General features: G+C 68.2%; 31 protein-coding genes and 2 pseudogenes. 17 read left to right on the top strand and 16 right to left on the bottom strand.

Annotated features, from left to right (window positions below; translation table 11 throughout):
* The first annotated feature begins 86 nt into the window (after positions 1-86).
* Complete coding sequence (locus tag B0F77_RS17755; RefSeq protein ID WP_086664015.1) at positions 87-1,688, top strand: hypothetical protein; 1,602 nt, start codon at positions 87-89, stop codon at positions 1,686-1,688.
* Here the strand turns inward: B0F77_RS17755 and B0F77_RS17750 are convergent.
* From B0F77_RS17750 to B0F77_RS17735, 4 genes are read right to left on the bottom strand one after another with little or no spacing between them, the layout of a single operon-like run.
* Complete coding sequence (locus B0F77_RS17750) at positions 1,681-2,823, bottom strand: cysteine desulfurase-like protein (RefSeq protein WP_086664037.1); 1,143 nt, start codon at positions 2,821-2,823, stop codon at positions 1,681-1,683. The genes B0F77_RS17755 and B0F77_RS17750 overlap by 8 nt on opposite strands.
* A 4-nt stretch (positions 2,824-2,827) precedes the next feature.
* Positions 2,828-3,424: a TetR/AcrR family transcriptional regulator gene (locus B0F77_RS17745; RefSeq protein ID WP_086664014.1), complete on the bottom strand. Its 597-nt coding sequence runs from the start codon at positions 3,422-3,424 to the stop codon at positions 2,828-2,830.
* A complete protein-coding gene (locus B0F77_RS17740; RefSeq protein WP_086664013.1) occupies positions 3,412-4,077 on the bottom strand; it encodes a YqeB family protein in 666 nt (221 codons plus the stop codon). The genes B0F77_RS17745 and B0F77_RS17740 overlap by 13 nt, the downstream gene beginning before the upstream one ends.
* Before the next feature lie 58 nt (positions 4,078-4,135).
* Positions 4,136-5,275 (bottom strand): GNAT family N-acetyltransferase, encoded by a 1,140-nt coding sequence (locus B0F77_RS17735; protein ID WP_245848343.1) that lies wholly within the window; start codon positions 5,273-5,275, stop codon positions 4,136-4,138.
* A 55-nt stretch (positions 5,276-5,330) separates the two neighbouring features.
* Here B0F77_RS17735 and B0F77_RS17730 point away from each other — a divergent pair, with 55 nt between their 5' ends.
* The 3 genes from B0F77_RS17730 (at position 5,331) to B0F77_RS50885 (ending at position 8,053) form a co-directional block, all read left to right on the top strand.
* On the top strand, positions 5,331-5,834 hold the full coding sequence (locus tag B0F77_RS17730) for a DinB family protein (protein WP_086664011.1): 504 nt from the start codon (positions 5,331-5,333) through the stop codon (positions 5,832-5,834).
* An 81-nt stretch (positions 5,835-5,915) separates the two neighbouring features.
* Positions 5,916-6,830 (top strand): NADP-dependent oxidoreductase, encoded by a 915-nt coding sequence (locus B0F77_RS17725; protein ID WP_211293845.1) that lies wholly within the window; start codon positions 5,916-5,918, stop codon positions 6,828-6,830.
* 71 nt (positions 6,831-6,901) lie between these two features.
* The gene (locus B0F77_RS50885) at positions 6,902-8,053 is read left to right on the top strand and encodes an endonuclease (protein WP_086664035.1); all 1,152 of its coding nucleotides are present in this window, start codon (positions 6,902-6,904) and stop codon (positions 8,051-8,053) included.
* Here the strand turns inward: B0F77_RS50885 and B0F77_RS17715 are convergent.
* Positions 8,040-8,486, bottom strand: a complete 447-nt coding sequence (locus tag B0F77_RS17715) for an NUDIX hydrolase (protein ID WP_245848341.1) — start codon at positions 8,484-8,486, stop codon at positions 8,040-8,042. The two genes, B0F77_RS50885 and B0F77_RS17715, sit on opposite strands and share 14 nt — an antisense overlap.
* A gap of 10 nt (positions 8,487-8,496) precedes the next feature.
* Between B0F77_RS17715 and B0F77_RS17710 the strand changes: the two genes are divergently transcribed.
* Both B0F77_RS17710 and B0F77_RS17705 read left to right on the top strand, forming a co-directional pair.
* Positions 8,497-9,558, top strand: coding sequence for a DNA polymerase IV (locus tag B0F77_RS17710; RefSeq protein ID WP_086664009.1), 1,062 nt, complete (start codon positions 8,497-8,499; stop codon positions 9,556-9,558).
* Between the two features lie 28 nt (positions 9,559-9,586).
* Positions 9,587-9,802, top strand: coding sequence for a hypothetical protein (locus B0F77_RS17705; RefSeq protein WP_086664008.1), 216 nt, complete (start codon positions 9,587-9,589; stop codon positions 9,800-9,802).
* A gap of 3 nt (positions 9,803-9,805) precedes the next feature.
* Here B0F77_RS17705 and B0F77_RS17700 read toward each other — a convergent pair whose 3' ends face one another.
* On the bottom strand, positions 9,806-10,546 hold the full coding sequence (locus B0F77_RS17700; protein ID WP_086664007.1) for a class I SAM-dependent methyltransferase: 741 nt from the start codon (positions 10,544-10,546) through the stop codon (positions 9,806-9,808).
* A gap of 63 nt (positions 10,547-10,609) precedes the next feature.
* Between B0F77_RS17700 and B0F77_RS17695 the strand changes: the two genes are divergently transcribed.
* From B0F77_RS17695 to B0F77_RS17680, 4 genes are all read left to right on the top strand, one after another.
* Positions 10,610-11,437, top strand: coding sequence for a hypothetical protein (locus B0F77_RS17695; protein WP_143466789.1), 828 nt, complete (start codon positions 10,610-10,612; stop codon positions 11,435-11,437).
* A 156-nt stretch (positions 11,438-11,593) separates the two neighbouring features.
* On the top strand, positions 11,594-11,776 hold the full coding sequence (locus B0F77_RS17690) for a DUF397 domain-containing protein (protein WP_086664005.1): 183 nt from the start codon (positions 11,594-11,596) through the stop codon (positions 11,774-11,776).
* Between the two features lie 165 nt (positions 11,777-11,941).
* Positions 11,942-12,805, top strand: a complete 864-nt coding sequence (locus B0F77_RS17685) for a helix-turn-helix domain-containing protein (protein WP_158102732.1) — start codon at positions 11,942-11,944, stop codon at positions 12,803-12,805.
* A 283-nt stretch (positions 12,806-13,088) separates the two neighbouring features.
* Positions 13,089-14,675, top strand: a complete 1,587-nt coding sequence (locus B0F77_RS17680) for a TIR domain-containing protein (protein WP_158102731.1) — start codon at positions 13,089-13,091, stop codon at positions 14,673-14,675.
* Between the two features lie 127 nt (positions 14,676-14,802).
* Here the strand turns inward: B0F77_RS17680 and B0F77_RS17675 are convergent, their stop codons facing one another.
* The 3 genes from B0F77_RS17675 to B0F77_RS17665 are packed head-to-tail and all read right to left on the bottom strand — an operon-like array spanning position 14,803 to position 16,493.
* On the bottom strand, positions 14,803-15,684 hold the full coding sequence (locus tag B0F77_RS17675; protein WP_245848340.1) for an SRPBCC domain-containing protein: 882 nt from the start codon (positions 15,682-15,684) through the stop codon (positions 14,803-14,805).
* A gap of 4 nt (positions 15,685-15,688) precedes the next feature.
* Positions 15,689-16,000, bottom strand: a complete 312-nt coding sequence (locus B0F77_RS17670; RefSeq protein ID WP_086664002.1) for an ArsR/SmtB family transcription factor — start codon at positions 15,998-16,000, stop codon at positions 15,689-15,691.
* Positions 16,001-16,037: 37 nt separating this feature from the next.
* The gene (locus tag B0F77_RS17665; RefSeq protein WP_086664001.1) at positions 16,038-16,493 is read right to left on the bottom strand and encodes a GyrI-like domain-containing protein; all 456 of its coding nucleotides are present in this window, start codon (positions 16,491-16,493) and stop codon (positions 16,038-16,040) included.
* Positions 16,494-16,567: 74 nt separating this feature from the next.
* On the opposite strand from B0F77_RS17665, the gene B0F77_RS17660 reads away from it, so the two are divergent.
* Positions 16,568-17,704, top strand: a complete 1,137-nt coding sequence (locus B0F77_RS17660) for an aminotransferase-like domain-containing protein (RefSeq protein WP_086664033.1) — start codon at positions 16,568-16,570, stop codon at positions 17,702-17,704.
* 572 nt (positions 17,705-18,276) lie between these two features.
* Here B0F77_RS17660 and B0F77_RS17655 read toward each other — a convergent pair.
* Positions 18,277-18,690 (bottom strand): PPOX class F420-dependent oxidoreductase, encoded by a 414-nt coding sequence (locus B0F77_RS17655; protein ID WP_086664000.1) that lies wholly within the window; start codon positions 18,688-18,690, stop codon positions 18,277-18,279.
* A gap of 102 nt (positions 18,691-18,792) precedes the next feature.
* On the opposite strand from B0F77_RS17655, the gene B0F77_RS17650 reads away from it, so the two are divergent.
* Positions 18,793-19,485 (top strand): SDR family NAD(P)-dependent oxidoreductase, encoded by a 693-nt coding sequence (locus B0F77_RS17650; protein ID WP_086663999.1) that lies wholly within the window; start codon positions 18,793-18,795, stop codon positions 19,483-19,485.
* On the top strand, positions 19,485-20,276 hold the full coding sequence (locus B0F77_RS17645) for a helix-turn-helix transcriptional regulator (RefSeq protein ID WP_086663998.1): 792 nt from the start codon (positions 19,485-19,487) through the stop codon (positions 20,274-20,276). The genes B0F77_RS17650 and B0F77_RS17645 overlap by 1 nt, the downstream gene beginning before the upstream one ends.
* Positions 20,277-20,526: 250 nt before the next feature.
* On the opposite strand, the pseudogene rnhA reads toward B0F77_RS17645, so the two are convergent.
* The 3 genes and pseudogenes from rnhA to B0F77_RS17630 all read right to left on the bottom strand — a co-directional run.
* Positions 20,527-20,964 (bottom strand): annotated as a pseudogene (gene rnhA / locus B0F77_RS17640) (ribonuclease HI); the annotation flags it as partial.
* 11 nt (positions 20,965-20,975) lie between these two features.
* Complete coding sequence (locus B0F77_RS17635; protein ID WP_086663997.1) at positions 20,976-21,353, bottom strand: DUF1801 domain-containing protein; 378 nt, start codon at positions 21,351-21,353, stop codon at positions 20,976-20,978.
* A 4-nt stretch (positions 21,354-21,357) separates the two neighbouring features.
* Positions 21,358-21,948 (bottom strand): TetR/AcrR family transcriptional regulator, encoded by a 591-nt coding sequence (locus B0F77_RS17630; protein WP_086663996.1) that lies wholly within the window; start codon positions 21,946-21,948, stop codon positions 21,358-21,360.
* A gap of 61 nt (positions 21,949-22,009) precedes the next feature.
* On the opposite strand from B0F77_RS17630, the gene B0F77_RS17625 reads away from it, so the two are divergent.
* A complete protein-coding gene (locus B0F77_RS17625; protein WP_086663995.1) occupies positions 22,010-22,552 on the top strand; it encodes an NADPH-dependent FMN reductase in 543 nt (180 codons plus the stop codon).
* Here B0F77_RS17625 and B0F77_RS49815 read toward each other — a convergent pair.
* Together B0F77_RS49815 and B0F77_RS50880 are read right to left on the bottom strand one after the other, a co-directional pair.
* Positions 22,549-23,199: a hypothetical protein gene (locus tag B0F77_RS49815; protein ID WP_245848338.1), complete on the bottom strand. Its 651-nt coding sequence runs from the start codon at positions 23,197-23,199 to the stop codon at positions 22,549-22,551. The two genes, B0F77_RS17625 and B0F77_RS49815, sit on opposite strands and share 4 nt — an antisense overlap.
* 42 nt (positions 23,200-23,241) lie before the next feature.
* On the bottom strand, positions 23,242-24,219 hold the full coding sequence (locus B0F77_RS50880; protein WP_086663994.1) for an amidase family protein: 978 nt from the start codon (positions 24,217-24,219) through the stop codon (positions 23,242-23,244).
* Between the two features lie 10 nt (positions 24,220-24,229).
* Here B0F77_RS50880 and B0F77_RS17610 point away from each other — a divergent pair, with 10 nt between their 5' ends.
* Entirely contained in the window at positions 24,230-24,805 is a 576-nt protein-coding gene (locus B0F77_RS17610) for a DUF7711 family protein (RefSeq protein ID WP_143466788.1), read from the top strand.
* Between the two features lie 4 nt (positions 24,806-24,809).
* Here B0F77_RS17610 and B0F77_RS49800 read toward each other — a convergent pair.
* Positions 24,810-24,917, bottom strand: a pseudogene (locus B0F77_RS49800) (MBL fold metallo-hydrolase); the annotation flags it as partial.
* A gap of 61 nt (positions 24,918-24,978) precedes the next feature.
* On the opposite strand from B0F77_RS49800, the gene B0F77_RS17600 reads away from it, so the two are divergent.
* Together B0F77_RS17600 and B0F77_RS17595 are read left to right on the top strand one after the other, a co-directional pair.
* A complete protein-coding gene (locus tag B0F77_RS17600) occupies positions 24,979-25,257 on the top strand; it encodes a type II toxin-antitoxin system Phd/YefM family antitoxin (RefSeq protein ID WP_086664031.1) in 279 nt (92 codons plus the stop codon).
* The gene (locus B0F77_RS17595) at positions 25,250-25,654 is read left to right on the top strand and encodes a type II toxin-antitoxin system VapC family toxin (RefSeq protein ID WP_086663992.1); all 405 of its coding nucleotides are present in this window, start codon (positions 25,250-25,252) and stop codon (positions 25,652-25,654) included. Before B0F77_RS17600 ends, B0F77_RS17595 begins: the two co-directional genes overlap by 8 nt.
* Positions 25,655-25,734: the final 80 nt, after the last annotated feature.

Below are 25,734 nucleotides of genomic sequence, written 5' to 3'. Positions count from 1 at the left end.
CCTCCTCAGTGAAGTGACCTGCGGATACCCACTTCGTTAGCCGGGAATCACACCGTTCGGAGCAATGGTCGTGCCATGATCCGCACATGAACGTCCAGCGGTGGCAGGCGGCCGCGGTTCCGTGGTGGGTGACCAAGGTCGGGCTCGTCGGTGGCTGGATCGTCGCTTTCTACTTCGCGGCGAGCGCGAACGAGACACCGTGCACAACCGCACAGCCGTGCGTCCCGGACCCGCTGTTCTCTCTCGCCGTGGTGCCGCTGCTCGCCACACCGTTGCTGTTGATGTTCGGCCGTGTCCTCACCGGCTGCGCAATGGGCGTGTTGTTCGGTGTGCTGGACATCGTGCTTGACGGCAGTGCGGTGGCGAACCTCGCGTTCGGTCTGCACGCCGGTGCGTGTGCGCTGGTGGCGGCGTGGACCATCAGGTCACGTGTCGATCAGCACGAGGCAGCGGGTGCGACGATCGTTTCGTTGCCGGACATGCCGCCGCCGCGCGGAGTTCTCCGCATCATCGCCGTGCTGCTGGTGGTCTTCGGGTTCCTGACGTTCGTGCAGTACGACCTCTCCAACAGCGAGATCGAGCAGCACGTCGCGAAGGCCAGCCGGGTCGAGGCCGAGGTCGTCGAGATCAAGAACACCTACGAGGTGTGGGTGGAGCTGCCGGACCGGCAGCGCACCGCGTTCGAGCCGCTCGCACCGGAGACGTACCACGTCGGCGACACCGTGCCGGTGTTCGCGGACGGCGCCTGGGTGCGGATGGTCAACGAACCCGACGACGTCACGTGGTGGCTGACGCTCGGCGGCGCGACCGTGTTCCTCGCGATCGTGCTGGCCGTGCGGGAACGCCGCCGCCGCGCGCTGTGGACGGGTCCGGTCAAGGCGATCCGGCTGCAGGCGCACCCGATCGGCCCGCGCCGGATCCTGTTGCGGCACAACAAGCAGGACATCGCCACCGTCACCACGCTCGCCGATCTCGGGCTGGAGGAGCCGCTCTACCACGACACCGAGCAGTTCGGCCGGGTGTGGCGCGGCGAGGAGGACCCGCCGATGCAGCTCGACCCGGCGGAGGTGCTGGTCGCGGGGGAGTGGCACCACGGCGGTCAGGTCGCGCTGCTGGTCGAGGGCGAGGTGGTCGCGACCAGCACGCTCAGCCGGGTGCGTCCGCGGCACACCGTCCACAGTGCACACCTGCCGGGCGAACCGGTCACCGCGGGCACGCCGGTCGAGCTGCCGCACGCGATGTGGCCGGGTGATCGGCGGCGCACGGAGGGCGTGGTGTTCCTGCTGGCCGCGGCCGGTGCGTTGATCGCGATGAAGTACTACCCGAGCCTGATCCTGCTCGGTCTGATCGGCGGGCAGTTCCTGCTCTCCGCGGTGAACAGGTTCCAGCCGTTGATGCGGCTCGACCACACAGCCGTGTTCCTCTACACGGGCGTGTGGACCTATCGCGTGCCGTGGTCGCAGCTGCACGGAGTCCGTCGATCCGGTCCGCAGCTCATGCTCGCGTTCGGCCCGCACGGCGACGTGATCACGACTCCGCACCTGCCGGACGAGAGGGCGGGCGAGAAGCTGATGTGGGCCCGCGCCCGGTCGTTGATCGCCGACCACACCGGCGAACGCGTGACCCGCCGGCTCAACATCGGCGTGGTGGTCGGACTGATCTACCTCGGCCTGATCCTGTTCATCTGAGCCGGGCCACGGCCTTGAGCAGACGGTCCACATCGGACTCGTCGGTGTACGGCGCGATGCCCGCCCGCACCGCGCCCTTGTCGCCCAGCCCGAGCCACCGCGAGCACTCGATCGCGTAGAAGTGGCCTGCGGGCGCGTTCACGCCCTCAGCGCCGAGCCTGCGGTACACCTCGGCCGGGTCGAGCCCGTCGACGGAGAACAGCACGGTCGGGGTCCGTTGCGAGGCCTTGCTGTAGACGCGCACGCCCAGCTCCTGCAGCCCGGACTCCAGCTGGTGGCGCAACCCCTGTTCGTGCTCCTCCAGCCCGTCCAGCCCGCGCATGAACTCCACCGCCGCGGTCGTCCCGGCCAGCAGCTCGTAGGGCAGCGTGCCCAGCTCGAACCGTTCCGGCACGGCGTTCGTCGACGGCAGCAGCTTGTCCGGTCGCAGCGTCTCCAGCAGCTCCGGTGCGGCCGCCAGCACGCCGAGGTGCGGGCCGAGGAACTTGTACGGCGAGCACACGAAGAAGTCCGCGTCCATCGCCTCGACGTCGACCGGCACGTGCGCTGTGTAGTGCACGCCGTCGACGTAGACGAACGCCGCCATCTCGTGCGCCGCCCGCGCGATCTCCGCCACGTCCGGACGGGTGCCGAGCAGGTTCGACGCCGCCGTGATCGCCACGACGCGGGTGCGGTCCGACAGCAGCTTCGTCACCGACTCGACGGGCAGCTCGCCGGTCGTCCGGTCGAACGGCGCCCAGCGCACCGTGGCCCTGGCCGCCTCTGCCGCCTGCACCCACGGCCGGATGTTCGCGTCGTGGTCGATCCTGGTCACGATGATCTCGTCGCCCGGCCGCCAGTTCTTCGACAGCGTGCGGGCGAAGTCGTAGGTCAGCTGGGTCATGCTGCGGCCGAACACGATGCTGCCCGCGTTGAGGAACTCGCTCATCGTCCGGCGCGCGGTCCGGACGATCTCCTCGGCCCGGCGTTCGGCGGCCGTCACGCTGCCGCGGTTCGCGATCGCCGAGGTCAGCGTCTCCCTGACCGCGTCGCCGACGACGTCGGGCACCTGCGCGCCGCCGGGTCCGTCGAAGTGCGCGGCACCCTCGCGCAACGCCGGGAAGTGGGCGCGGACCGCGGCGACGTCGTAAGCCATGACCTCATGGTGCTTGAGCACCCACGAATCGGGAAAGGATCAACCGGAGGGTGCTCACCTGTCCGGTCGCGTCGAAGTCCGGGTCGATCAGCCTGCCGAACAGGCCGTCGACCAGTCCCTGCGCCCACGTCGCCGCCGTCCGGGCGTCCACCGGGAGCGCGATCTGGCCGGCGTCGTGTGCCCGCTGCAGCAGAACGGCCAGCTCGTCGCGGACCACCTGCTCGTTGCGGCCGACCAGCTCCCACAGTTCCGGATCGCGGCTGGCCTGCGTCACCACCTCCAGCACCAGCCCGGCCACGGACCGGTCCAGCGCGGGCACGCACAGGTGGTCGACCATCATCAGCACGCCGTCCCACGGGCTGAGCTCGCGGGCCCTGGCGAACATCGCCGCGTTGTCGGCGCCGTCCTGCTCGAAGATCTCGCGGAAGATCGCCCGCTTGGTGGGGAAGTAGTGGAACAGGCTGCCGGTGCTGATGTCGGCGGCCTTGCAGATCTCGGCGACGGTCGTCCGGTCGAAGCCCTTTGCCGCGAACAGGCCGGCCGCGGTGTCGGTGATGTGTCTCTTCTTCGCGGCGTGCTTGGCCGGATCTACCGTTCGCACCTGTAGTACTGCCTCTTTTTCTGGTCCCTGACGTAGACCCCGCGTTTGCGGATCTCCCGCCCCAATTCTGCGGCCTCCTCGTGCTCGTACTTCGCGATGGCCTTCCTGCGGGCCGTGAACAGCGCGTTCACGTCCGCTGGCAGCTCCGGCGCGTGCTCGACCCACAGCCGGAACTCGTTCGCGAACGGGTCGGCGGCGTGCCAGCGGTACCCCTGGCCGGTGAAAGCCTGTTCGAGCTTGGTCCTGCTGAGATCGGAGGTCTCGCGGACCAGTTCGGCGCCGCTCGGCGACAGCAGGACGAGCTGCTTGCCGTCCGCGAACGCCGACTCGACCTCGTTGCGGGCGAAGTCGAACGTCTTGTCGTCCTTCCTGAGCGTGACCCGGTCGTGCGAGATCTCGACGAACAGCATCTCGGCCGCCCAGAGCAACGCGAGCACACCGCCGCCGACGGCGCCGATCGCGAGCGCCGCGACCGTCACCCACGGTTCGGGAATGTCCGTGACCAGCTCGAACACGCCCTGGAACGGGAACCACCCCAAGGTCGTGATCCACCCGGCTGCCAGCTTGAGCCCCCACACCGCGGCGGCTCCCAGCACCGGGCACAGCACCCAGATGCCGTACCGGACCGCCGCGCTCTCCTGCACAGTCGTCATGCGCCCCAATACTAGACCGAGCGCTCGGTTTATTAGCACGGAACGCGTCAGGGGACTACTACGGCAGGTAGAACGTCAGCAGGTCGCTCGTGACCGGTGGGAACAGCGCGTTCATCAGGTCGAAGTGCGGGCCGGGGTAGACGTCGGTGTACCAGCGGCGCAGTCCGTCGATGCCGTGCGGACCGAACAACAGCGGTGCGAGGAGGTCCGGTGCGATGCCGGCCCCGCCTTCCTCGCCAGGGCCCGTCATCGTGCCGCCCCACTCGTACGGGCCGATCACCTCGCCGTCCCAGCGGAAGCGGACGTGCGTGCGGTAGAAGCCGAGCAGCACGTCGGTGGGTTCGTGGCCCCGCAGGCGTTTCGTGAAGACCGGGCGCAGGTGTTCGAACAGAGCGGGGACGTCCGGGATGCGGACCAGGTACTGCTCCAGGCCGGGGCGGCGCGGTGCGAGGAACCGCTCCAGCACCGGTAGCCGTTCGACGACCTGGGCCGGATTCACCAGCCGCAGCAACGCCGTGACGCCGTGGTCGTCTCCGGCGATCTCGCCCAGCACGACGTCGCCCTCTTCCGGCGGCGTGCTGCGGCCGGTGGCGACCGGGACGCCGTCGCGTTCGACGACCCACGTGGTCGAGCCGGTGCGGTTGATCAGCCAGCGCCAGCACGGCGTGGTGTGACCCATGCGCAGGTCCGCGGCTTGCTGGGCGTCGTCCTGAAAGCGTTGCAGGACAGGGATGTCCGCCTCGGCGGCGCGGCGGAGTGTGTGTCCCGCGACGGGTTCGGGCAACGTCGCGAGCGCCCTGGTCTGCTTGACCGGGATCGAGTAGGTGTAGCCGAACTGGCGGTAGAAGTACGGGATGCCGATCATGATCTGGAGCAGGTGACCGCGCTCGGCGGACCGGTCGTGCGCCCAGCCCATCAGCTGCCGCACCAGGCCTTTGCCCTCGTGCTCGACATCGGTGGCGACCTGTTCGACCTGGCCGGCGGGGATGTCGACGCCGGCGAGCGTCACGGTCTCGTCCATCAACGTCGCCGTGGAGACGATCCGGTCACCGTCGGCGGCGACCGCGACCCACTCGCAGCCCGCGTCCTGGTCCGTCATCAGCAGCCGCGCGTCGACGCCGTCGCTCGGGTCCATCCGCGAGACGATGAGCTTCGCGACCTGGTCCACGTCTTCTGGGCGCGATGTGCGTATCTCCACCGGCCGAGTGTTTCCAGGGCAGTGGTTGTCCGCAAACGGATTTACCGTCGAGGGCATGGACTGGAACAAGCAGTTGACAGACCAGCTCGACTTCCACTGGAAGGTGCAGGCGCGGCCGCGGCTGGAGGGGCTGACCGACGAGGAGTACTTCTGGGAGCCCGTGCCCGACGTGTGGACGATCCGCCGGGACAACACGATCGACTGGCAGTACCCGGCGCCGGAACCGACGCCGGTCACCACGATCGCGTGGCGGATGGCGCACATCATCGTCGGCGTGTTCGCCATGCGCACGGCTTCGCACTTCGGCGGCCCGCCGGCTGATCACGCGACGTGGCAGTACGCGATGACCGCTGATGACGCGCTGAAGCAGCTGGACGACGCCTACGCGGCGTGGATGGCCGGCGCGCGCACGGCCGACCTCTCGCTCCCGGTCGGTCCGGCCGAGGGACCGTTCGCCGAGGAACCGATGGCGACCCTGGTGCTGCACATCAACCGGGAGGTGATCCACCACTGCGCGGAGATCGCGTTGCTCCGGGATCTGTATCTGAGGGAGAGTTAGTTACCAAGAAGTGCCTACTTTCTAGAAGTTGGCGCTAACTGCAAGATGGTGTCCGTCGAGAACATCGAGGGGATCATCATCATGCGAGTCATCACGCAGAAGACCGTTGGCGACGCGTCCGTGCTGGAGGTCGCGGAGGTGGCGAAGCCAGTGCCCGGACCGGGTCAGGTGCTGGTCAAGGTGGGTGCGGCGGGCGTGAACCCGGTCGACACCTACATCCGCGGCGGCGGGTTCCCCGCGCTCGGTGAGCCGCCGTTCACGCTGGGCTGGGACGTCGCGGGCACCGTCGAGCAACTCGGTGAGGGCGTGGAGGGGTTCGCGACCGGTGACGAGGTCTACGGGCTGCTGCCGTTCCCCGGTGCGGGTGGCGGCTACGCCGAGTATGTCGCGGTGAACGCCTCCAACGTGGCTGCGCGGCCGTCGTGGCTGACTGTCGAGCAGGCGGGCGCGGTGCCGATGGTGGCGCTGACGGCGTGGCAGGCGCTCGTCGGCCGCGGTCAGGTTTCCGCTGGTCAGCGCGTGCTCATCCACGCGGCGGCGGGCGGTGTCGGGCACGTCGCGGTGCAGATCGCCAAGGCGCGTGGCGCGTACGTGATCGGGACGGCGTCGGCGGCCAAGCACGACTTCCTGCGCTCGCTCGGTGTGGACGAGGTCATCGACTACCGGCACCAGGACTTCACCGAGATCGAGCCGGTGGACGTCGTGTTCGACGCGATCGGCGGGGAGTACGCCGAGCGGTCCGCCAAGGTGATCAAGCCCGGCGGCGTGCTCGTGTCGATCATTCCGGGCAACCCGGGTTTTGACGTTGACCGAGCTGTGGACCTCGGCATCCGGTTCGAGCTCTTCGGCAGCCTCTCCGCGTCCGGTGCCGACCTGGCACTGTTGCCGCAGCTCAGGGTGCAGATCGACCACGCGGTGCCGCTCGCGGACGCCGCGAAGGCGCACGAGCTGGTCGAGTCGAGGAGGACCACGGGCAAGGTCGTCCTTGTGCCGTGACATTGCGTTTACCGCGCGTTGACCATCTCCGCTGATCGTGTGCACAACATTCACACGATCGGGGAGTGCTCATGGCGCGGTGGAGTCCACTCGCTTTAGTCGTCGGTTTGCTGGCGGCGGTCGGCCTGTACGGGTCGACCGCCGCTGTCGCAGCAGATCAGTTCACCGTTGCCGACGCGATCGCGACGCAGAACGGGACGTCGAACACCGTTCGGGGCTACGTCGTCGGTCAGCCCACGGCCACGACCACCGTCCTACGTTCGGGTTATCCGAACGACTACGCACTGGCGCTCGCCGACTCGGCGTCCGAGACCAACACGTCGAGCATGCTCTACGTGCAGATCTCGTCGACGTTCCGGGCGTCGTGGGGCATGAAGTCCAACCCGTCGCTGCTGGGCAGGCAGATCGACGTGACGGGCACGTTGAGCGCGTACTTCTCGCACCCCGGTCTGACCTCGTCCACGGCGTTCGCGTTCGCCACCACCACAACACCGCCACCTACTTCGACACCGCCTACCTCGACACCGCCTACGACCTGCGACGGCTACTACCAGAACGCTTGTGGCAAGTCCGGCGCGACGTTGAAGTCGGCCTTGAACGGGATCATCAAGAACCAGACCAAGCTCAGCTACGACGCGGTCTGGAACGCGCTGAAGGTCACCGACGAGGATCCGAAGAACTCGAACAACGTGATCCTGCTGTACAGCGGCATCTCGCGGGCGAAGTCCCTGAACGGTGGCGGCAACGACAACTGGAACCGCGAGCACGTCTGGGCCAAGTCGCACGGTGACTTCGGCACGGCCACCGGTCCCGGCACCGACCTCCACCACCTGAGGCCGGAGGACGTGAACGTGAACGCGACCCGCGGCAACCTGGACTTCGACATGGGCGGCTCCCAGGTTCCGGAGGCGCCGGACAGCAAGTACGACGGCGACTCGTTCGAGCCGCGCGCCGACGTGAAGGGCGACGTCGCACGCATGATCTTCTACATGGCCGTGCGCTACGAGGGCACCGACGGCTTCCCGAACCTGGAGCTCAACAACTCGGTCAACAACGGCACCGCGCCGTACATGGGCAAGCTCTCGGTCCTGAAGCAGTGGAGCCAGGACGACCCGCCGAGCGACTTCGAGAAGAAGCGCAACGACCTGATCGACAGCAACTACCAGCACAACCGCAACCCGTTCATCGACCACCCGGAGTGGGTCGCGGCTATCTGGCCGTAAGGCGTTCGAGGAAGGGGCGTTGCGCGGAGACGATCTTCGTGCTCGCCTCTTCCACGCCGAACCACTGCACCCGGTCGACCTCGGGGAACGTCTTGCGCTGACCGGACTTCGGCGGCCACTCCAGCTCGAACGTGCCGGGCGTGACCGCCTCGGGGTCGAGGTCGCCCTCGAGCGCCCACACCGTGATGACCTTGCCGGAGCCCTTGGCCTCGCCGAGCGGAACGAGCTCGCCCGCCGGTACCGGCAGCCCGAGTTCTTCCTCGAACTCACGCCGCGCGGCCTGCTCAGGCGTCTCGTCGTCGGTGTACTCGCCCTTCGGCACGGACCACGCGCCGGCGTCCTTGCGGGCCCAGAACGGGCCGCCCATGTGCCCCAGCAGCACCTCGAGCTGGGTGGTTCGTCTGAACAGCAGGATTCCGGCCGACCGTTTCATACTGTCCAGCATGGCGGACTGGGTCCTGCACGTGGACCTCGACCAGTTCATCGCGGCGGTCGAGGTGCTGCGCGATCCGTCGTTGCGCGGCAAGCCCGTGGTGGTGGGCGGCAACGGCGACCCGACCGAGCGCGCCGTCGTGGCCACGGCGTCCTACGAGGCACGGGAGTTCGGCGTGCACTCCGGCATGCCGCTGCGGACCGCGTTCAAGAAGCTGCCGGACGCGATCTTCCTGCCCGCCGACCACGCCCTGTACGAGGCGGCGTCGGCCGACGTGATGGCCGTGCTGCGGTCGTTCCCGGTCGTCGTCGAGGTGATGGGCTGGGACGAGGCGTTCGTGGGCGCCACCGTGGACGATCCGTTCGAGCTGGCTCGGTCGCTGCAGGCCGCTGTGCTGACGGAGACCGGGCTGCACTGCTCGGTGGGCATCGGCGACAACAAGCTGCGCGCCAAGATCGCGACCGAGTTCGGCAAGCCCGCCGGCGTGTTCGAGCTGACCCGCGCGAACTGGGCCGAGGTGATGGGCCACCGGCCGACGTCCGCGCTGTGGGGCATCGGCGCGAAGACCGAGCGCAAACTGGCCGAGCTGGGTCTGCTGACGGTCGCGGACCTGGCTTCCGCCTCCGCGGACGCCCTGGCCGCCCGCTTCGGCCCGCGGATGGGCCCCTACTTCCGGACCGTGGCGCTCGGTGCGGGCGACACGGTCGTGAGTGCGACACCGTGGGTGATCAAGTCACGTTCGCACGAGAAGACCTTCCAGCAGGACCTCGCCTCGCTGGAGGACATCCGGCGTGAGGTCGTGGCGCTGGCCCACCAGGTCGCCGTCGACGTGGTCGCCGAGGGCCGACCGGCCGTGCGCGTGGGCGTGAAAGTGCGCTTCGTGCCGTTCTTCACGAAGGTGCGCGCGATGAAGCTGCCTGCGCCGACGTCCTCCGCGGACGAGCTGGCCGCGGCCGCGCTGGTGGTGCTGGACCGCTTCGAACACGGCCGCGCCGTACGTCTTCTGGGGGTACGCGCAGAATTCTCTTGCGATGATGTCGAACCGAAGCCTTCTTCTTCGACGTATCAGTAAGTAGACGCTTTACCGCTAGGAGAAGAAGATGACCACCTCATCGCTCACACACCGCGACCGCGCAGTTCTCAGAGCCGTTGCCGACGGCCGTTGCGAGATCTCCGGGAGCTTCCTGCTCGTCGACGGCCTGTGCTGCGCCGACCAGTTCGTCGGCCTGCGCCTGACCTCTGCGGGCCTGATCAGCACCACTGCCGGCCCCGCAGCCCTCACCACGGCCGGCTACGAGATCCTCGCCGCGGCCTGATTTCTACTTTCTGGGGATCTCGTTCTTGCGGAAGACCGACATCAGGTACTTGTTGGTCAGCCGATAGCGACCGTCTGGGGTTCGGAACGGTTCTGCCGCGGCCCTGATCTTCGCCGCCACACTTTCTTCACCCTCGCTCTCGATCATGCGCTGGTAGCCGCCTGTGCTCAGGAAGGCACGCAGCATCGTCGCCTCGTCGGGATGCTCCTGGGGAATGTCGATCGTGAGTTTCTCGCTCGGCTCCGGCGTCTTCGCGTGCCGGCGTCCGCTACGGCCGCGGACGGCCCACCCGATGGTGAGGATGTCGCTCGGGTGTTCGGGGTGCCAGTCGCACACGACCACGTGGCTCCTGCTGACCCGGACCGCCTCGGCGAACGCCTCCTCGGGATCAGCCGCGAAGAACAGCGCGTTGAACGCCGTCACGACGTCGAAGGTGTCGTCCTGCCAAGGCAGGTCGCCCAGCGTCCGGACGTGGAACTCGGCTTGTGGCGCGGCCTGGCGAGCCAGCTCGATCATGGTGTGCGACGCGTCGATTCCGGTGGCGTGCGCGCCCGCTTCCGTTGCCAGGGCGCAGAACTCGCCGCTGCCGCAGGCCAGGTCGAGCACCGTGGTGCCGGTCGTGATCCCGGTGCGCTCGATGGCGGTCTTCCAGGCGGGCGTGGACATCTTGGCGCCGAGTGCGGCTCGTTGCGCGGCCCTGCGGCCCCACAACTCGCCCTCTCGCATCGCTTGAGGATCGGTCATGGTCTTTGACCCTAGTCACGCGACTGCGGAAATCCGTTGGCCGTTACGCGGATCATGGTGGGCATGGGTGTCTTGACGCGCGTGTTGCGGTCGTTGGGCGGCGAGGAGGCGCTGGAGCGGCTCGCCGCGTTGCCGGGCAGCGACCTCACGTCCTTGCTGCTCGCGTTGACGCGCCGGCGCGCGGGTGCGTTGTCCGGGCCGGATGTGTTGCGGCAGTACCGTTCCGACCGGTTCGTGGCGCCCGCCGAGGTGCCGTTCGGGGTGTTGCGGGCGGCGGAGGACCGGCTGCTGGGCGCGTTGCCGCCGTCGTTCTCCGTGCTGGGCCTCGCACCCGTGGCGCCGCTGGGGACGTGTTCGGTTGTGGCCGAGCAGGACCAGAACAACGTGCTGTCGACCGTTCGCGGCACCGAGGTCGCGGCGGATCCGACCAACGCGCTGGCGCTGGAAGCCGCTCTGCGCAGGCAGTCCGGACCGGACGACGTGCGACTCGCGGCGGTGCAGCGCGTGGTGAGGGCGCAGTTGTTCAGTGGTGCGGGGAGGTTCGCGCACTTCACGTTGTTCGCCGCCGTGTCTGCCGGGCGGGATCGCGGGTCGCTTTCCTTTGAACGTCAGCACTTCACCGAGCACGTCGCGCTCCTGCGCGAGGCTTGCGGGGACGTTGAGATCCGTGTGACTGTGCTGGATCCGCGGTTCGGGGTGCTGCGTGGTTCGTTGCCGCCTGACCCGTCGCGGCGCACCGGGTACTACAAGGGCTTGTGCTTCAAGGTTTTTCGCGGTGGCGTGGAAATCGGCGACGGTGGGTTCGTCGACTGGACGCAACGGCTGACGGGCAACCGCAAGGAGCGCCTGCTGATCACCGGCGTGGGTGTTGACCGCTTCGCCACGCTCTGATTCCATGTCGTACCAACAGGTTTCTGCTTGCGTGTCCTTGAAATGACACCTTTCTGACCATCGGGTGGCGCACCTCTGGCGGTGTCTCGATCAACTTGGCGCACCTAGGCTCGGGGCTGGCCTTGTCGGGTCGGGGATCATGCCGGGAGGTCGACGATGGCGGCGGAGCTCAGGTGGAAGCGCAGCTCGTACAGCGGCAGTAGCGGCGGCGCCGACTGTGTCGAATGCGCTGGTGACAGCCGTGTAGTGAGGATCAGGGACTCCAAGAACCGCACCGGCCCACAGCTCTGGATCGCGGCGGCCGGCTGGCGTGCGTTCGTGGTCTTCGTCTGCACTTGATCTGACTGACCAGGTGACATCTGGAGGGGTGGCTGGATTTGATCAGCCACCCCTCCAACTGGTATCTCTCCCTCTGAAATTGGTCAATTGGTGGACAACCATTGTGGAACCCCTCCAATTGGGCGCTACCATTCTGCTACCTAGCAGATTGAGGGAGGAGGGGTGTTGCCCCGCAAGGAAAGTCCCGTCGTTCTGCAGAAGCGACTGCTCACGGAGCTGAGGCAGACGCGGGACGGACTCGGTCTCAGTCAGCAGGCTGTCGCGGAAGCGATGGACTGGTCCGTTTCGAAACTGATCAGGATTGAAAAGGGGGAGAACAAGATCTCCGTCACCGACGTTCAGGCACTTCTCTTCCATTACGGCGTGCGGGACGACGCCCGTGTTGCCGAGATGGTGGGGATGACCAGGGCGATCCGGCAGTCGAAGTCGGCGTGGATGGAGAAGTACCGAGGCTCGTTCAGTGAGCAGTTCGCCAAGTTCGTCGAACTGGAGACCGCTGCCATCCGCATCCGGCAGCTTCAGCTCAACGTCGTCTCCGGACTGCTGCAGACGCCGGACTACGCGCACGCGCTGGTCAAGAGCTTCGGGAACCCGGATGAGGTCGTCGAACGCGGTGTCGAGGTCCGCATGCACCGCCAGGCCGTGCTGGACCCGGACGGGCCCGAGATCTTCATCATCCTCGACGAGTCGGTCCTGCACCGGGTCATCGGCACCGAGGGCGTGCTCCGCAGGCAGTTGCAGCGGATCAAGGACGTCACGGCGCTGGACCACGTGACGGTGCAGATCGTGCCGTTCTCGGCCGGCATCCACCCGGCGATGAAGGGCTCGTTCTCGGTCCTCGAGTTCTCCGAGGACGAAGAGGACTTCGCGTTGCTGCTCGAACATCCTGGCCGCGACGAGCTGATGACGTCGGGGCCGGAGCTCAAGGAGTACCTGAACTACTTCCTCCAGCTGGAGCGCTTCGCGTTGCCGGCCAGTGAGACCCCGAAGGTGATCGACCGACGACTTGCAGAGCTGGGAGGTTCCTGATTCGCAAGGCCGGGCGGGTGGCTGCGCCAACAGCCACCCGTCCGATGGCAACCCACAACCGAACCCCAAGTCCCATGAGGCGAGGCGATGTCGCCGTCCGTCAGCGTATGACGTTCGAACCCTGATGAGTGCCGCCATCCAGGTCCCGTTCGGGTGATTGGTCCTCGCCGCACCGGTCCAGTCGGACCGGTGAGCGACCGCACCCGCAGGAGGCCCACCATGTTCAGCGTCATCAGAGATCGCGTCCAGCCCCTCGTGAGTCATGCCGGGAAGGGTTGCTGCGATGGCCATATTCGTTAGCTACAGCAGTAGCGATGGAGGCCCTGCGGCTTCGGTGGTGGTGGAGGCGTTGCGGGCCAGGGGTTTCGACGTGCTCTGGGACGGCGATCTCACCATCATCCACCCGCTGTCCATTCCGGCCTGGATGGAGACCGCCGTCCGCGACCGGACGGTTCTGGTCATCGTATCGGACGACTACCTGAAAGCGTTGCTGTCCAACGACTTCGTCGAGCGCAGGGGAGTGCGCTACGAAGCGGGTCTGGTGCGGCACAAGATCTACCACCACGGCGGCGCGCACGGCTGCGCGGTGTTACCGGTGGTGCCGCCGGAGATCGACGCGAACGCGTTGCCGTCCGTCCTGCAGCAGCTGGTGATCCACCGTTTCGATCCCAGCACCCGCAACGGAGAGGAGGACCTGGTGCGTAGTCTCGGTGCGCTCGAGGTGGGGAACGGGGGTGGCGTGATGCACTTCGAATCGGAGGGGTTCCACCAGACCCGGATGATGCTGGCCGGCTTGGAGGCCAGCCGGCCGTCCTCCGTGCAGGCCTACCGGCTTGCGCACGATCTGGTGGAGCACGGCGAGGGGGATCTGGAACTCGCCAGGGCGTTCGACTCGGTCGTGGGCGTGGCCAAGGCGCACGGCGACGTGCGGCTGGTGAGCCGGTTGTCCGAGGTGTGCCTGAAGACGCTCTCGTCAACGTTGCCATTGAAGGGCGAGGGGACGCTGAAGGCGAAGATCCTCGTCTCGGGGCAGGCGTGGCATCTGTTGCGGGAGCACCGTTTCAGCCAGGCGGCCTCGGTGGCCGAGGAGGGAACGCAGATCGCGAAGAAGTACCGCGACCTGTACACGGCGGCCCGCGGGCAACGTGCCCACGCGCGGGTCTTCCTGCACATGGCGGCGGAAGCGCTGCCGTACGACCGCGAGTTCTACCTGCGCAACTGCGAGCATCTGGTGATCCTCGCGACCACGCTGTTCCGCTCCATCTGCGGTCCGACGAGCGAGGAGGTCGGGGTGTGCGCCTCGCTCGACGCGGAAAAGCGGCTGCTGCGGTACGAGATGACGCGAGAACGCCAGGAGCTCACGGCCGCGTGGGAGCGCGCGCAGCTGGCTGAAGGACTGCTGACGCCCGGCACCGAGCCGTACCAGTGGCTCACCGTCCTGCAGGCGAGACTGTCCCTCGCCGCCCGGAAGTACAACGAGGGCAAGGAGTTCGTCACCGAGGTCATCGCCACCGCGGACTTCCCCGAGGTGGTCGCCAGATCCAGGCAGGTGCGCGCCGACCTGCTGCTCGCCACTCGGGACAAGGCCGAAGCACTGCAGGACCTCCTCGACGCCGAGGACCAGTTCCGCGGGCTCGGCTGCGAGTACGCGGCGGCGACGTGCTGGTGGACGATCGCGAAGACCGACTCGACGAAGCTCGTCAGCTTCCGCCTCTCGACAGCCGACATCCTGCGGCTCGAAGACCTGGCACCGGACGCGCGGGACCGGCGGCTGGCCGTCCTCGAGCACGAGCACCGGTCGGCGAAGCGGCTCGGCCGCCGTTCCGCGCCGGACTGGGCTTGCCTCGTCGACCGCGTGCAGCACGAGTGACACCCGCTGACGCGGCCGTTGCGCGACGGCCGCGTCCGGGTTGCGAGTCGCTGTGAACTCGCTGCCGTCCGTGTTGCGGCGGTTGGTGAACCACGCGTTCGACACGCGGACCCGCACTGGTGGGGAGTCAACGCTCGGCGTAGCGCTTGACCAGTTCCTCCTCCCGTTCCGCCGGCCACGGGCCGCGGATCTCGCCCTGCGTGGCCGCGAAGAACAGCTCCAGGTGCACGTGCCAGGCCGCGAGCGCCTCGGGGCCGTGCGCGTTCTCCTGGACCAGCGTGACCGTGGTGCCCTGCAGCGGCACGTGGTCGAACTCCCAGCGCACGACGCCCTGCGGTGCGCCGTCCCGCAGCCACTCGTACTCCAGCAGGCGCGGCGCCTCGGACCGGGTGACCCTGCCCGGCTGGATACCGGGATGTGCGGCGCGGACCGGCACGGCGTCCTCGGTGCCTTCGGTGAGCAGCTCCCAGACGGCGTCGAGCGGTTTCCAGACCAGATCGCGCACGAATCGCACGCCCGCGGGCTCGTCGGTGCCCTCGTCGAGGCCGAACTTCGCGATGTAGTGCTCGATGAGCGACAGCCAGTCCGTCGGCGGTTCGAACTTCGTGCCGTCCGCGTGGGCGACCAGTGCGTCCAGGCAGGTGGTCCAGCCTGGGGCGTCGCGACCGACGGACAGCTTGTTGGTGACCACCGCGGTGAACACCAGCAGGCAGCCGTCCTCGCGCGGCAGGATCTCGAAGCGCAGCACGTCGTTGATCCAGCGGAAGGCGAAGACCTTCGGCGGGTCGGACTCGAGCAGCTCGCCCTCGCCGCCGTCCGCGTCGACGGGTGCCGACTCCGGGAACGTGAAGCGCATCTTCTGGCCGTCGATCTCGACCTCGGCCGGGAACCAGTGCTTCATCTCGGCCGGTTCGGTGACCACCCGCCAGACCTTCTCCGGTGAGTGCCGCAGCCTGCGCTCGAAGCGCAGCACGGGCTTGCCCTCGATCATCCGCAGTTCGGCGTCCACTGGTTCAGTCCCCTTCGATCTCGTCGAGTCGTCGTTCGAGCGCGTCCAGGCTCTTCTCCCACATCCGCCGGTAGGGCGCGAGCCAGGCGTCGATCTCCTCCAGCGGGCCGGGGGAAAGCCGGTACCAGCGCCGTTGGGCGTCCGTGCGCACCTCGACCAGACCGGCCTCGCGCAACACCTTGAGGTGCTTCGAGACGGTCGGCTGGGTCAGCGTCAGCCGGTCGACGAGGTAGCCGACCGGCCGCTCGCGTTCACGCAGCAGGTCGAGGATCTCCCGGCGACTCGGATCCGCCAGCACGGCGAATGTAGATGCCATGCTAGTAATATAGCTCGTTCGGCATATAAGCGCGAACTCAGTCGGCGAGCCTGATGGCCACCTCCGTCGTCCACTTGGCCGGGTCGGGCTCGACCGCGGGGTCGGTGAAGAACGTCTCCAGCCGGGCGCCCCAGCGGTCGCCGTCGCGGTCGAACCGCAGGCTGTGGGCGAGGAGCCGCTCGGTGACGGCGGCCAGCCCGTCCGGACTGCCCTCGTGGAGCGCGACCACGTACTGACCGGCGGGCAGCGTCGCGGTGAAGACGTCGCCGTCGCCGGGCACCTCGGCGACGGTGGGGATCGCGGCCTCCACCTCGAACTCCTCGCCGGTCACGCGTAAGTACCGGAAGAAGGGCGCGCCGAGGATCGGTAACTCGCGATCGGCCAGCCACTGCATGACCTCGGGCAACCGGTCGGCGATCTTGGCGAACGTCTCGGTCGTCACCGTGGCCCTGACGGCGGCGTAGGGCTGCGCTGCACGTGTCTCGATGTCCATGTCTCCAAGCTAGTCAGGACCCCTGACAGAAAATCCGCGTTCGACTGGAACCCGTCGCGATTAACGTGAAGTTCATGCATCGCACCCTCTCCGTGGCCAGCTCTCCGGTGCGCGACCTGCTCGCGCTGACCTCCCGTCCCGAGGTGATTTCCTTCGCGGGCGGACTTCCCGCCCCCGAACTGTTCGACCTGGACGGTCTGCGCGCCGCCTACGACACCGCGTTGCGGGACCGCTCAGTGCTGCAATACGCCCCCACAGAAGGAAATCCGGCCCTGCGCGACTTGGTTTCCTCCCGGCTGACCGGCCGTGGACTGCCCACTTCGGACGTTCTGATCACCACCGGCTCCCAGCAGGCCCTGACCCTGGTGGCCACGGCACTTCTGGAGCCCGGCGCCGTCGTGGCGGTGGAAGAACCGACGTATCTGGCCGCGCTGCAGTGCTTCCAGATGACCGGCGCCCGCATCGTGCCCGTCGCCGGCGACGCCGACGGCCTGGATCCCGAGTCGTTGCGATCCGTTCTAGCCACCGAAAAGCCGTCCTTGCTGTACCTGGTGCCGACGTTCGCGAACCCGACCGGCCGCACCTTGTCCGCCTCGCGTCGCGCCGAGATCGCCGAGCTGGCCTCCGCGCACGACTTCTGGATCGTCGAGGACGACCCGTACGGCGAGCTCCGCTACCGGGGATCCGCAGTCGCCCCGCTGGCATCCATCAGCGACAGAACCATTTACCTGGGCGGCTTCTCGAAGATCGGCGCTCCCGGCATGCGGCTCGGCTGGCTGCGGGCGCCCGCGGACCTGCTCCGCACCCTGGTGATCGTGAAGCAGGCGGCCGACCTGCACACGTCCACAGTGGACCAGGCCGCGGCCGCGGAGTACCTGACGCGCAACGATCTCGACGCTCACGTTGCCCGGCTGTGCGTCGAGTACGGTGCGCGTCGCGATGCGATGATCGCCGCGCTGCCTCATACCGTTCCCGATGGCACGACGTGGTCGGATCCGGACGGCGGCATGTTCGTGTGGCTGCGGTTGCCGGGCGAGGTGGACAGCGCGGTGTTGCTGAAGGAAGCGCTGGCGCACGACGTCGCCTTCGTGCCTGGCGCACCGTTCTTCGCGACCTCGCCGGACCACGCGACGTTCCGGATGTCCTTCACCACTAACACGCCCGCGGAGATCGCGGAAGGCATGGCGCGGCTGGCGAAGGTGCTCCGGTGAGCCTGCTCGCCGGAGAGTGTCAGACCCCGTGAGTACGTTGAAACGCAGGGGTTCCCGATTCGGGGGTACCCCTGCGTGAGCATGCCCAGCTGTGCTCTGGTGGCGCCGCTGAGCGCTTGTCCGGGTTGGTCTGGCTGCGGCGGCTGCCGTGCATCGCGGGATCGTGGCAACGTGTGCGGCTGAACCTCGGCCGGACGAGGTGCTCTGCCGTGATCGCGAAGAAGTGTCAGACCCCGTGAGTACGTTGAGATGTAGGGGTTCCCAGTTCAGGGGTACCCCTGCGTAAGCGTGCGCGGCGGCGCGTCAGTGCCCTGCAGGCGAATGTGCGGGCTACGCCGCAGTCGGCGGCTGAGTCGTCGCTTCGACGTTGCCGGCGGATCCCGCGACGACGGCACCCCGTTGTGGCACGGCGCCACGACTGCTCTGCGTGAGGCCGGTTCACCTACGACGACCGCGAACGCGGCGTTAGCTGAGCGGGCGAGCCACCGAGCCGACGCTTCAGCCTGGAAGTCCACGACGAAGCCGGCCCGCGCTGGGCAGTTCGGCCCGCTGTCCACTCCTGCTACGAGCTCCTATGACGCCCAGGGGCCGACGCCGGCCACGCGGTCGACCTTGATGCGCGTGACGAAGCCGGGAGGCGGGTTGTCCATCGGCGGGAACTTCACGTCCGGGCCGAGGTAGGTGTGCGCGAGGCGTTGGAGCAGTTCCGGCGCCCCGCCCTCGGTGATGCGCGCGGTGCCGTAGACGACCAGGTACTCCTGCAGGCCGTACTCGTTGATGTTCGGGGTCTCGATGGACAGCACGACGCGGCTGTCGTTGCGGATGTTGCGGACCTTCTGGTGCTGGGCGAGATGGCCGGAGACGATCTCGTCGCCGTCCAGGCCCACCCAGACGATGGTCACCTGGGGCGCGCCGTCCTGACCGAGCGTCACGAGGTGGGCCAGCGCGTTGGACTCCAGCACTGCCCTGGCGGATTCGGGAAGCATGCAGGGGACGCTACGCCGGTTCGGGCGGGTCAGCCTGGTCTTGGCAGACCCAGGAAACGGCGGGTCTGGTTCGGGGCGCGGAGACGGCAGAGGCTTTGAGCCATGAAGACGTTTCTGATCACGGGTGGCGGTAGTGGCATCGGGCTGGCGACGGCGCGGGTGCTGGTCGAGGAAGGCGGGCGGGTGGTGCTGGCCGGGCGCTCGGAGGAGCGGTTGGCGTTGGCGCGCAAGGAACTCGGCGTGGAGACCGTGGCGGCGGACGTGTCGAAGCTGGCTGACGTCGAGGCGTTGATGGAGCAGGTGGGCGAGGTCGACGGCGTCTTCGCGAACGCCGGGATCGGGGTGTTCACCGAGTTCGGGAAGGTCACCGAGGAGGACGTGGACCGGGTGCTGGCCACGAACTTCAAGGGCGTGTACTTCACGGTGCAGCGGGCGCGCTTGAAGCCCGGCGCGTCGGTGGTGATCAACGCGTCGTGGACGGTGCACCGGGGGCTGCCCGGCGCGTCGCTCTACACGGCGAGCAAGGCGGCGGTGCACAGCCTGGCGCGCACACTCGGTGCGGAGATGCCCGGCGTCCGGGTCAACACGGTGAGTCCTGGGTACATCGCGACGGACATGTTCCGCGACAACGTGGAGGACGACGAGCCGTACCGGCGTCAGGTGCCGATGGGACGGCTCGGTGTGCCGGAGGACGTGGCGCACGTGGTGGCGTTCCTCCTCTCCGACCGCGCGGGCTACGTCACGGGGCAGGACTTCGTGGTCGACGGCGGCCTGGTGGGGGCGATCCCGGCATGATGGGTGGCGTGAGCGAGTTGGGGGAGTTTCTGCGCGCCCGGCGGGCAGCACTGGATCCGCCGGAACGGGCGTCCCGGCGGCGCGTGCCAGGGCTGCGCCGCGAGGAGCTGGCGCAGCTGGCCGGTATCAGCGTCGACTACTACACGCGCATGGAACAGGGGCGCGCCTCCAACGCGTCCGACTCGATCCTGGACGCGTTGGCGCAGGCACTCGGCCTGGACGGGGCCGAGCGCACGCACCTTTACCGGCTGGCGCGGCCCACGCGGGTGGGGGCGCCGTCGGAGGAGGTGCGGCCGGCGTTGCGCTGGCTGCTCAACGCGCTGCAGGGCGTGCCCGCGATGGTCCTCGGCCGGCGGCTCGACGTGCTCGCGTGGAACCCGCTGGCCGCGGCCCTCGTCACCGACTTCCGCGAGCAGCCGAACATGGTGCGGTACATGTTCACCGACCCGGCCGCGCAGGAGCTGTTCGTCGGCTGGACGGACTGCGCGCGCGAGAACGTCGGCTACCTGCGGGCGGACTACGGCGTGCACCCCGACGACCCGGCGCTGCGCGCGCTGGTCGAGGAGCTGTCCGAGGTGTCGCCGCTGTTCCGCGCGCTGTGGGCCGAGCATCCGGTGCGCGAGCGGGGGCCGATGTTCAAGCGCATGACCCATCCTCAGCTCGGGCCGCTGGAACTGGCCGCGGAGCCGTTGACCTCGGACGCGGGACAGGTGCTGGTGACCTACGTGGCCGCGCCCGGCAGCCCGTCGGAGGAGGCCCTGCGACTGCTGGCCTCCCTCGCCGTCACGTGAACAACTCCAGCGAATCCTGGTGGTACTCGCACCGTCCGCCGCCGGTCGCGATCGTGCAGGGCGCGCCCTTCTTCGTGAGGGCACCGCACTGCAGTGCTGGGTCGTGCACGTGACAGAGGCCGTTCGCTCCCGCGGTGATCGGACACGGCGTGCCCTTCTTCGTGGGCGCGCCACACGGTTCGCCGCTCAGTTCGCGCTGTTGCTTCGGCTTGGCCGCCTTCTTCGGTTTTGCTTGGGGCTGCGTGATCTCCCGCCCCGTCACCTCCTCCACTCCGCGCACGGCCAACCGGTCCGCGCGCTCGTTCTCAGGGTGGCCCGCATGGCCCTTGACCCAGTGCCACTCCACCTCGTGCCTGTTGGCAGCTTCTTCCAGGCGGCGCCACAGGTCGGCGTTCTTGACCGGCTCACGCGCTTTCGTGAGCCAGCCGTTCGCCTTCCACCCGTGCACCCATGAGGTGATTCCGTTGCGGACGTAGGTGCTGTCTGTGTAGAGCTTCACGGTGGATGATCGCGTGAGGCTCTCCAACGCCATGATGGGCGCCATCAGTTCCATGCGGTTGTTCGTCGTAGGGCCGATGTCACCGCCGTGCATGTCTTTCTCGTGCTCGCCGTAGCGCAACACAGCGCCCCAGCCCCCCGGACCGGGATTGGGGCTGCATGCACCGTCGGTGTAGATCTCGACCTCCATGCGACATGAGGCTACCGACGGGGTCTGACACTCCTCCGCTGGCGGTTGTTCGCGATGATGTGGCGGAACATCTCGACGAGCGCCGGCGCGTTGATCGGCTGGTCGCGGTACACGGAGATCATGCGCGCCGTCTTGTTGCCGTGGCCGCTGGTGATGATGTTCTGCGGGTCCGGCACGATCGCCTTGTCGTACAGCATCACGTTCACGTGGTCCTTCGTGCCGAGCAACGCGCAGATGTTGCCGTCCAGCACGAAGTACGGCCGGTTCGTGAACTTGATCGTCTCCTCGACGTCCGGGTCGGCCTCGTGAACGAGCCTGCGGACCTCGCGGCAGATGTCCTGCTGCCAGTCCGGCAGCCCGGCGATGTAGTCGTCGATGCGGGTGTCCATAGCCCTATGTCGCAGCGCTTCCCGTGTTCTCGACATCGTGTCCGTGCAAAAACACCCGCACGCCCGCCACGAGGTCGTCCTCGTCCGGACGCGTCCCCCTGATGCTGGGGTCGCCGGTCATCGTGAGCAACATCAGGTGGACCGCCGCCCGCCGCGGATCCTTGAAGCCCAGCTTCTCGAGCTCGTCCGCGAGGGCTCGCCTGACCTTGCGCGGCCCCGTCTCCTGCCACGCCTCGATCGCCTCGGCGGGGATGTGGCCGAGCTCGGCGTTGATCTGCCGCACCAGCGCGAAGTGCTCGGCGTTCCCCAGTTCGGCGCTCATGGCCCTGCCGAACGCGACGAGGTCCTGCTCCAGGTCCGTGACCTTGTGGAAGTGCCGCTCGATGATCGCGATCTGGTCCTGGGCGGCCGTGCCGGCGCTGACCTGGATGACGTTGCGGAAGAGGTCGGCCTTGTCCGCGAAGTGGTTGTACAGCGTGCGCGTCGAGACCTCCGCCTCCTTCGCGATGGTGTCGATGCTCGCCCGCGAGTACCCGTCCCGCGCGAACACGCTCAACGCCCCGCGCAGGATCGCCTGCCGCTTGTCCGGTCGCATGACCCCGATCTTAGTACAACGATCGTTGCACTAAGTACCACGACCGTTGTACTTTGGCGGCATGCGAATCGCAGTGATCTTGGGGAGCACGCGTCCTGGCCGCCGTTCCGAGGCCGTGGCGCAGTGGGTTCTGAACGTCGCCAACGCCCGTTCCGACGCGTCGTTCGAGCTCATCGACCTGGCGGAGGTGAACCTGCCGTTGCTCGACGAGCCCGTGCCCGCGATCTTCGGCGAGTACGCCCACGCACACACACGCGCTTGGGCGTCGCTCATCGCGCCGTACGACGGCTTCGTGTTCGTCACGCCCGAGTACAACCACTCGTTCTCGGCCGCACTGAAGAACGCGCTCGACTACCTGTACGCGGAGTGGAACGACAAGGCAGCCGGGTTCGTGGGCCTCGGTGGCACCGGCGGTCTGCGCGCCGTCGAGCAACTGAGGCTGGTGCTGGCGGAACTCAAGGTGGCGACCGTGCGCACTCAGGTCGCGTTGGGGCGCGGTGAACTGCAGGAAGGTCTGCAGCAGCACGAGGAGCTCAACGCCATGCTCGACGAACTGGTGGCGTGGGCGTCGGCACTGAGGTCGCTGCGCGCGGTGGCGGCCTAACGCGGCAGCCAGCTCGCCATGTCGGCCGCCGCGTCCAGCACCTCGCCGCTGACCTGGCCGGACGCGGACTCCGTCTCGGCGATCACGACGGTGCTGCCGTCCGGCCGGGACGCGTAGTGCAGGCCGGTGAACCTGATGTCCGCCAGGTCGAGCAGAGGGGTGGCGAGCGGGGTGATGTCGCCCGTGCCGTGCACGTCGATCAGCTTCTTGAACTCACCGGCGTCGCTGCGGTTGCGGAAGCCGACCCACGCCACGGACACGACCGCGACGTTGCCCTGGTCGTCGCCGATCGCGAACAACGTGCGGTCGAGCGACTTGCACGGGTTGCGCACGAAGTGATCCCGCACCTGGCCGAACGAGTGCGAGAGACACTCCAGAGCTGGTTTGGCCGTGCGCTTGAGCGTGCGCATCCGCACCTGACGCCACGCGCCATCCGCGTCGCCGTTGCGGGCGGACTTCCTGCCCTCGGACTTCGCTCTGGTGAGGTTCGTTCCGACGGACTCGACCGAGGTCGCGCCGCCTCCCAGCGACAGTCCACCGCTGCCCGCGGCAACCGACATCGCCAGTACTCCCGCTGCCACCACCGCGCCCGCCTTGCCCGCACCGGGATCCGATCCGCCTCCGGCACCACCGATTCGTCGAGCCATCGGTCACCTCCTCGGGCGACGAGGACACCGCACGTGCTCGGGTCAGCGAGGTGGATTGGGCTCAAAACACACGATCGGGTGACGCTGGGCGTCCAGAACGTTGTCCAGAACGGCTCGGGCGGCGGCGACCAGGTCCGCCTCCCGTCCGTGCCGCGCCACGGCCTGCAGCCCGACCGGCAGCCCTGCGGAGTCGAAGCCGGCCGGAATGCTGATCGCCGGATGCCCACTGAGGTTGAACGCCCAGGTCAGAGACGTGTTGATGCGCGCGCCCGGCCCGTCGTGGCCGTGTGGCGGGCCGGGCGCGGTCGGGGTGAGCAACAGGTCCGCGGTCTCGAACACCTCGTCCAGCGCCGGATTGCGCCCGCAGCGGCCGGCGAACCAGTCCTCCGCGGGGTCGCTCAGGACCAGGTCGACGGGCCGTGGCCGCAGTGGAGCCGCGGCCCGCCAGGCGATCTCGGCCTGCTCGTCGTCCACGGTCGCGAACCCCAGGTCGGAGGACCAGACGGCGGTCGGCGAGCTGACTTCGGACGTGCCCAGGTAGATCGCGAGCAGGTTCGGGTCACGGGTGAACACACCGACCGCGGCCCGTTCCGACGACGTGGTCTTCAGGCCCAGCACGCCGCACCACGCGGCCGGGATGCGGATCGAACCCGCGCCGTCGACGCCGGTCGCGAGAGGCACGATCCCGGCCGCAACGGCCACGGCGGAGCCCGCGGACGAACCGCCGGACGTGCGGTCGAGGTTCCATGGGTTGCGTGTGACGCCGCGAGAGTTGCGGCCCCACGTCTGCCAGGGAGTGGTGCCATCGGGCGTGGTGGTCAGACCGATGGGGACACAGCCGAGCGCCATCAGTGCGTCACGGTGGCTACGGCGTTCGCCTCGCTTCACCGCGATCGGCATGCCGGCGAGCGGCAGCGACGGGTCCACCGGCGCGAACGAGCTGAAGACCTCGTGGAACGCGCACAGCACGGGCTCGACCCGAGCCAGCCTGGCCAGGGCTTCGACGACCAGGTCAGGCATGATCCACCTCGTGAAATGGACTCGCGCTGTGCACCACCTGGCCGAGCTCGCCGAGAAGTGCGGCGAGCTGCCGGCCTCGTTCTTCCGGTTCCAGGTGGTCGAGCTGTGTGTCTTCGGCGATCTGCTGGACGTGCCGAAAGATCTTGACATGATCGAGGTCGCGCTGGTCACGGACCTGCCGGTGGACGAGGTGCCGTGGCTCACCGAGCCGGTCGGCGCCGAGCACTGGGCGAACTCGACGCGGCTGTCCCGCAACCCGTTCGACGCGCGGTGGCGCTCCAAGGACGCACCCGTGTGGAACCACCGGATCGAGCGGCCCGCGCTGATCTGGAGCGCGGCCGACGGCGTCAACGAGGAAGCCCTCGTGGCGGTCAGCGACGGCACGGCTGAGCTGGTGCGTCAGGCCGCGCCGTCGCCGGAGGAGCTGGCGAAGCGGGTGCGGGACGAGCTGGAGGTGAGCCTGCGGGCGTTGCGGCTGGCCAACCAGGCCTACACCGACCGCCGCTGGAGCCCCGGCAAGCTCACCCCGTACTCGGACGTCCTGTGGCGCACGACCACGGGCTACCTGGACCTCCTGGACGCGTAGCGCGTCACCAGCCGCGGGCGCGCCACTCCGCGAGCGAGGGGCGCTTCTTGCCGAGTGTCGAGTCGTCGCCGTGGCCTGGGTAGAACCAGGTGTCGTCGGGCAGGACGGCGAAACAGGCGGTCCTCCACGGCGCTGTGTAGCGCAGGGTGCTACACAGGGCTACAATCGGCTATGTGAAGGTCATCAGTCAGCGAGAGTTCCGCAACCACTCCGCCGCAGTCATGGACGCGGTGGAGGCGGGCGAGACTTACCACGTGACGCGGAATGGCGTTGAGATTGCCGAAGTCCGGCCCCTGCCCCGTCGCCGTCGACTGACAGCCGAGCAGCTCGTCGATCGACACAGGGCGCTGCCCCGTGTCGATCACTCCCGCATGCGCCAGGAAGCCGATGAGTTCTTCGGCGACGAGGACCGTGTAGGCGACTTCGATCCGTGGGAGCGCAGCCGTGGCTGAGCGTCCCGAATCCGGGGTGCTCGACACTTGCGCTTACATCGACCTCGGCCTTCTGGACCCGGCTGTTCTGCCGGAGATACCTGAGCTCACAGCGGTCACGATGGCTGAGTTGCATCAGGGGGTGGCGATGGCCACGGACGCGGCGTCCAGGGCTGCACGCACTGAGAAGCTCGGTGCGGCGATTGCGGACTTCGAGCCGCTGCCCTTCGACAGTCAGGCAGCCGCCCGATACGGCACGCTGGTTGCGCTCACCATGGCGGCGAACCGAAATCCGAAGCCTCGGCGGATGGACCTGATGATCGCGGCCGTGGCTTCATCGCGTGGTCTGCCGCTTTATACGCGGAACGCCGAAGACTTCAAAGGCCTGGACGACATGGTGAGGATCATCGAGGTCTGACGTCCTCGACCGAGTCCATCGGTGATGAGCGCTTGAGTTCAGCGAGGGAGACCGGAACTGTGCTGGGCGCCCGGCCGGAC

Source organism: Lentzea kentuckyensis (assembly GCF_002150765.1).
GTDB classification, from domain to species: domain Bacteria; phylum Actinomycetota; class Actinomycetes; order Mycobacteriales; family Pseudonocardiaceae; genus Lentzea; species Lentzea kentuckyensis.
This window is presented reverse-complemented; position numbering and strand designations above follow the sequence as displayed.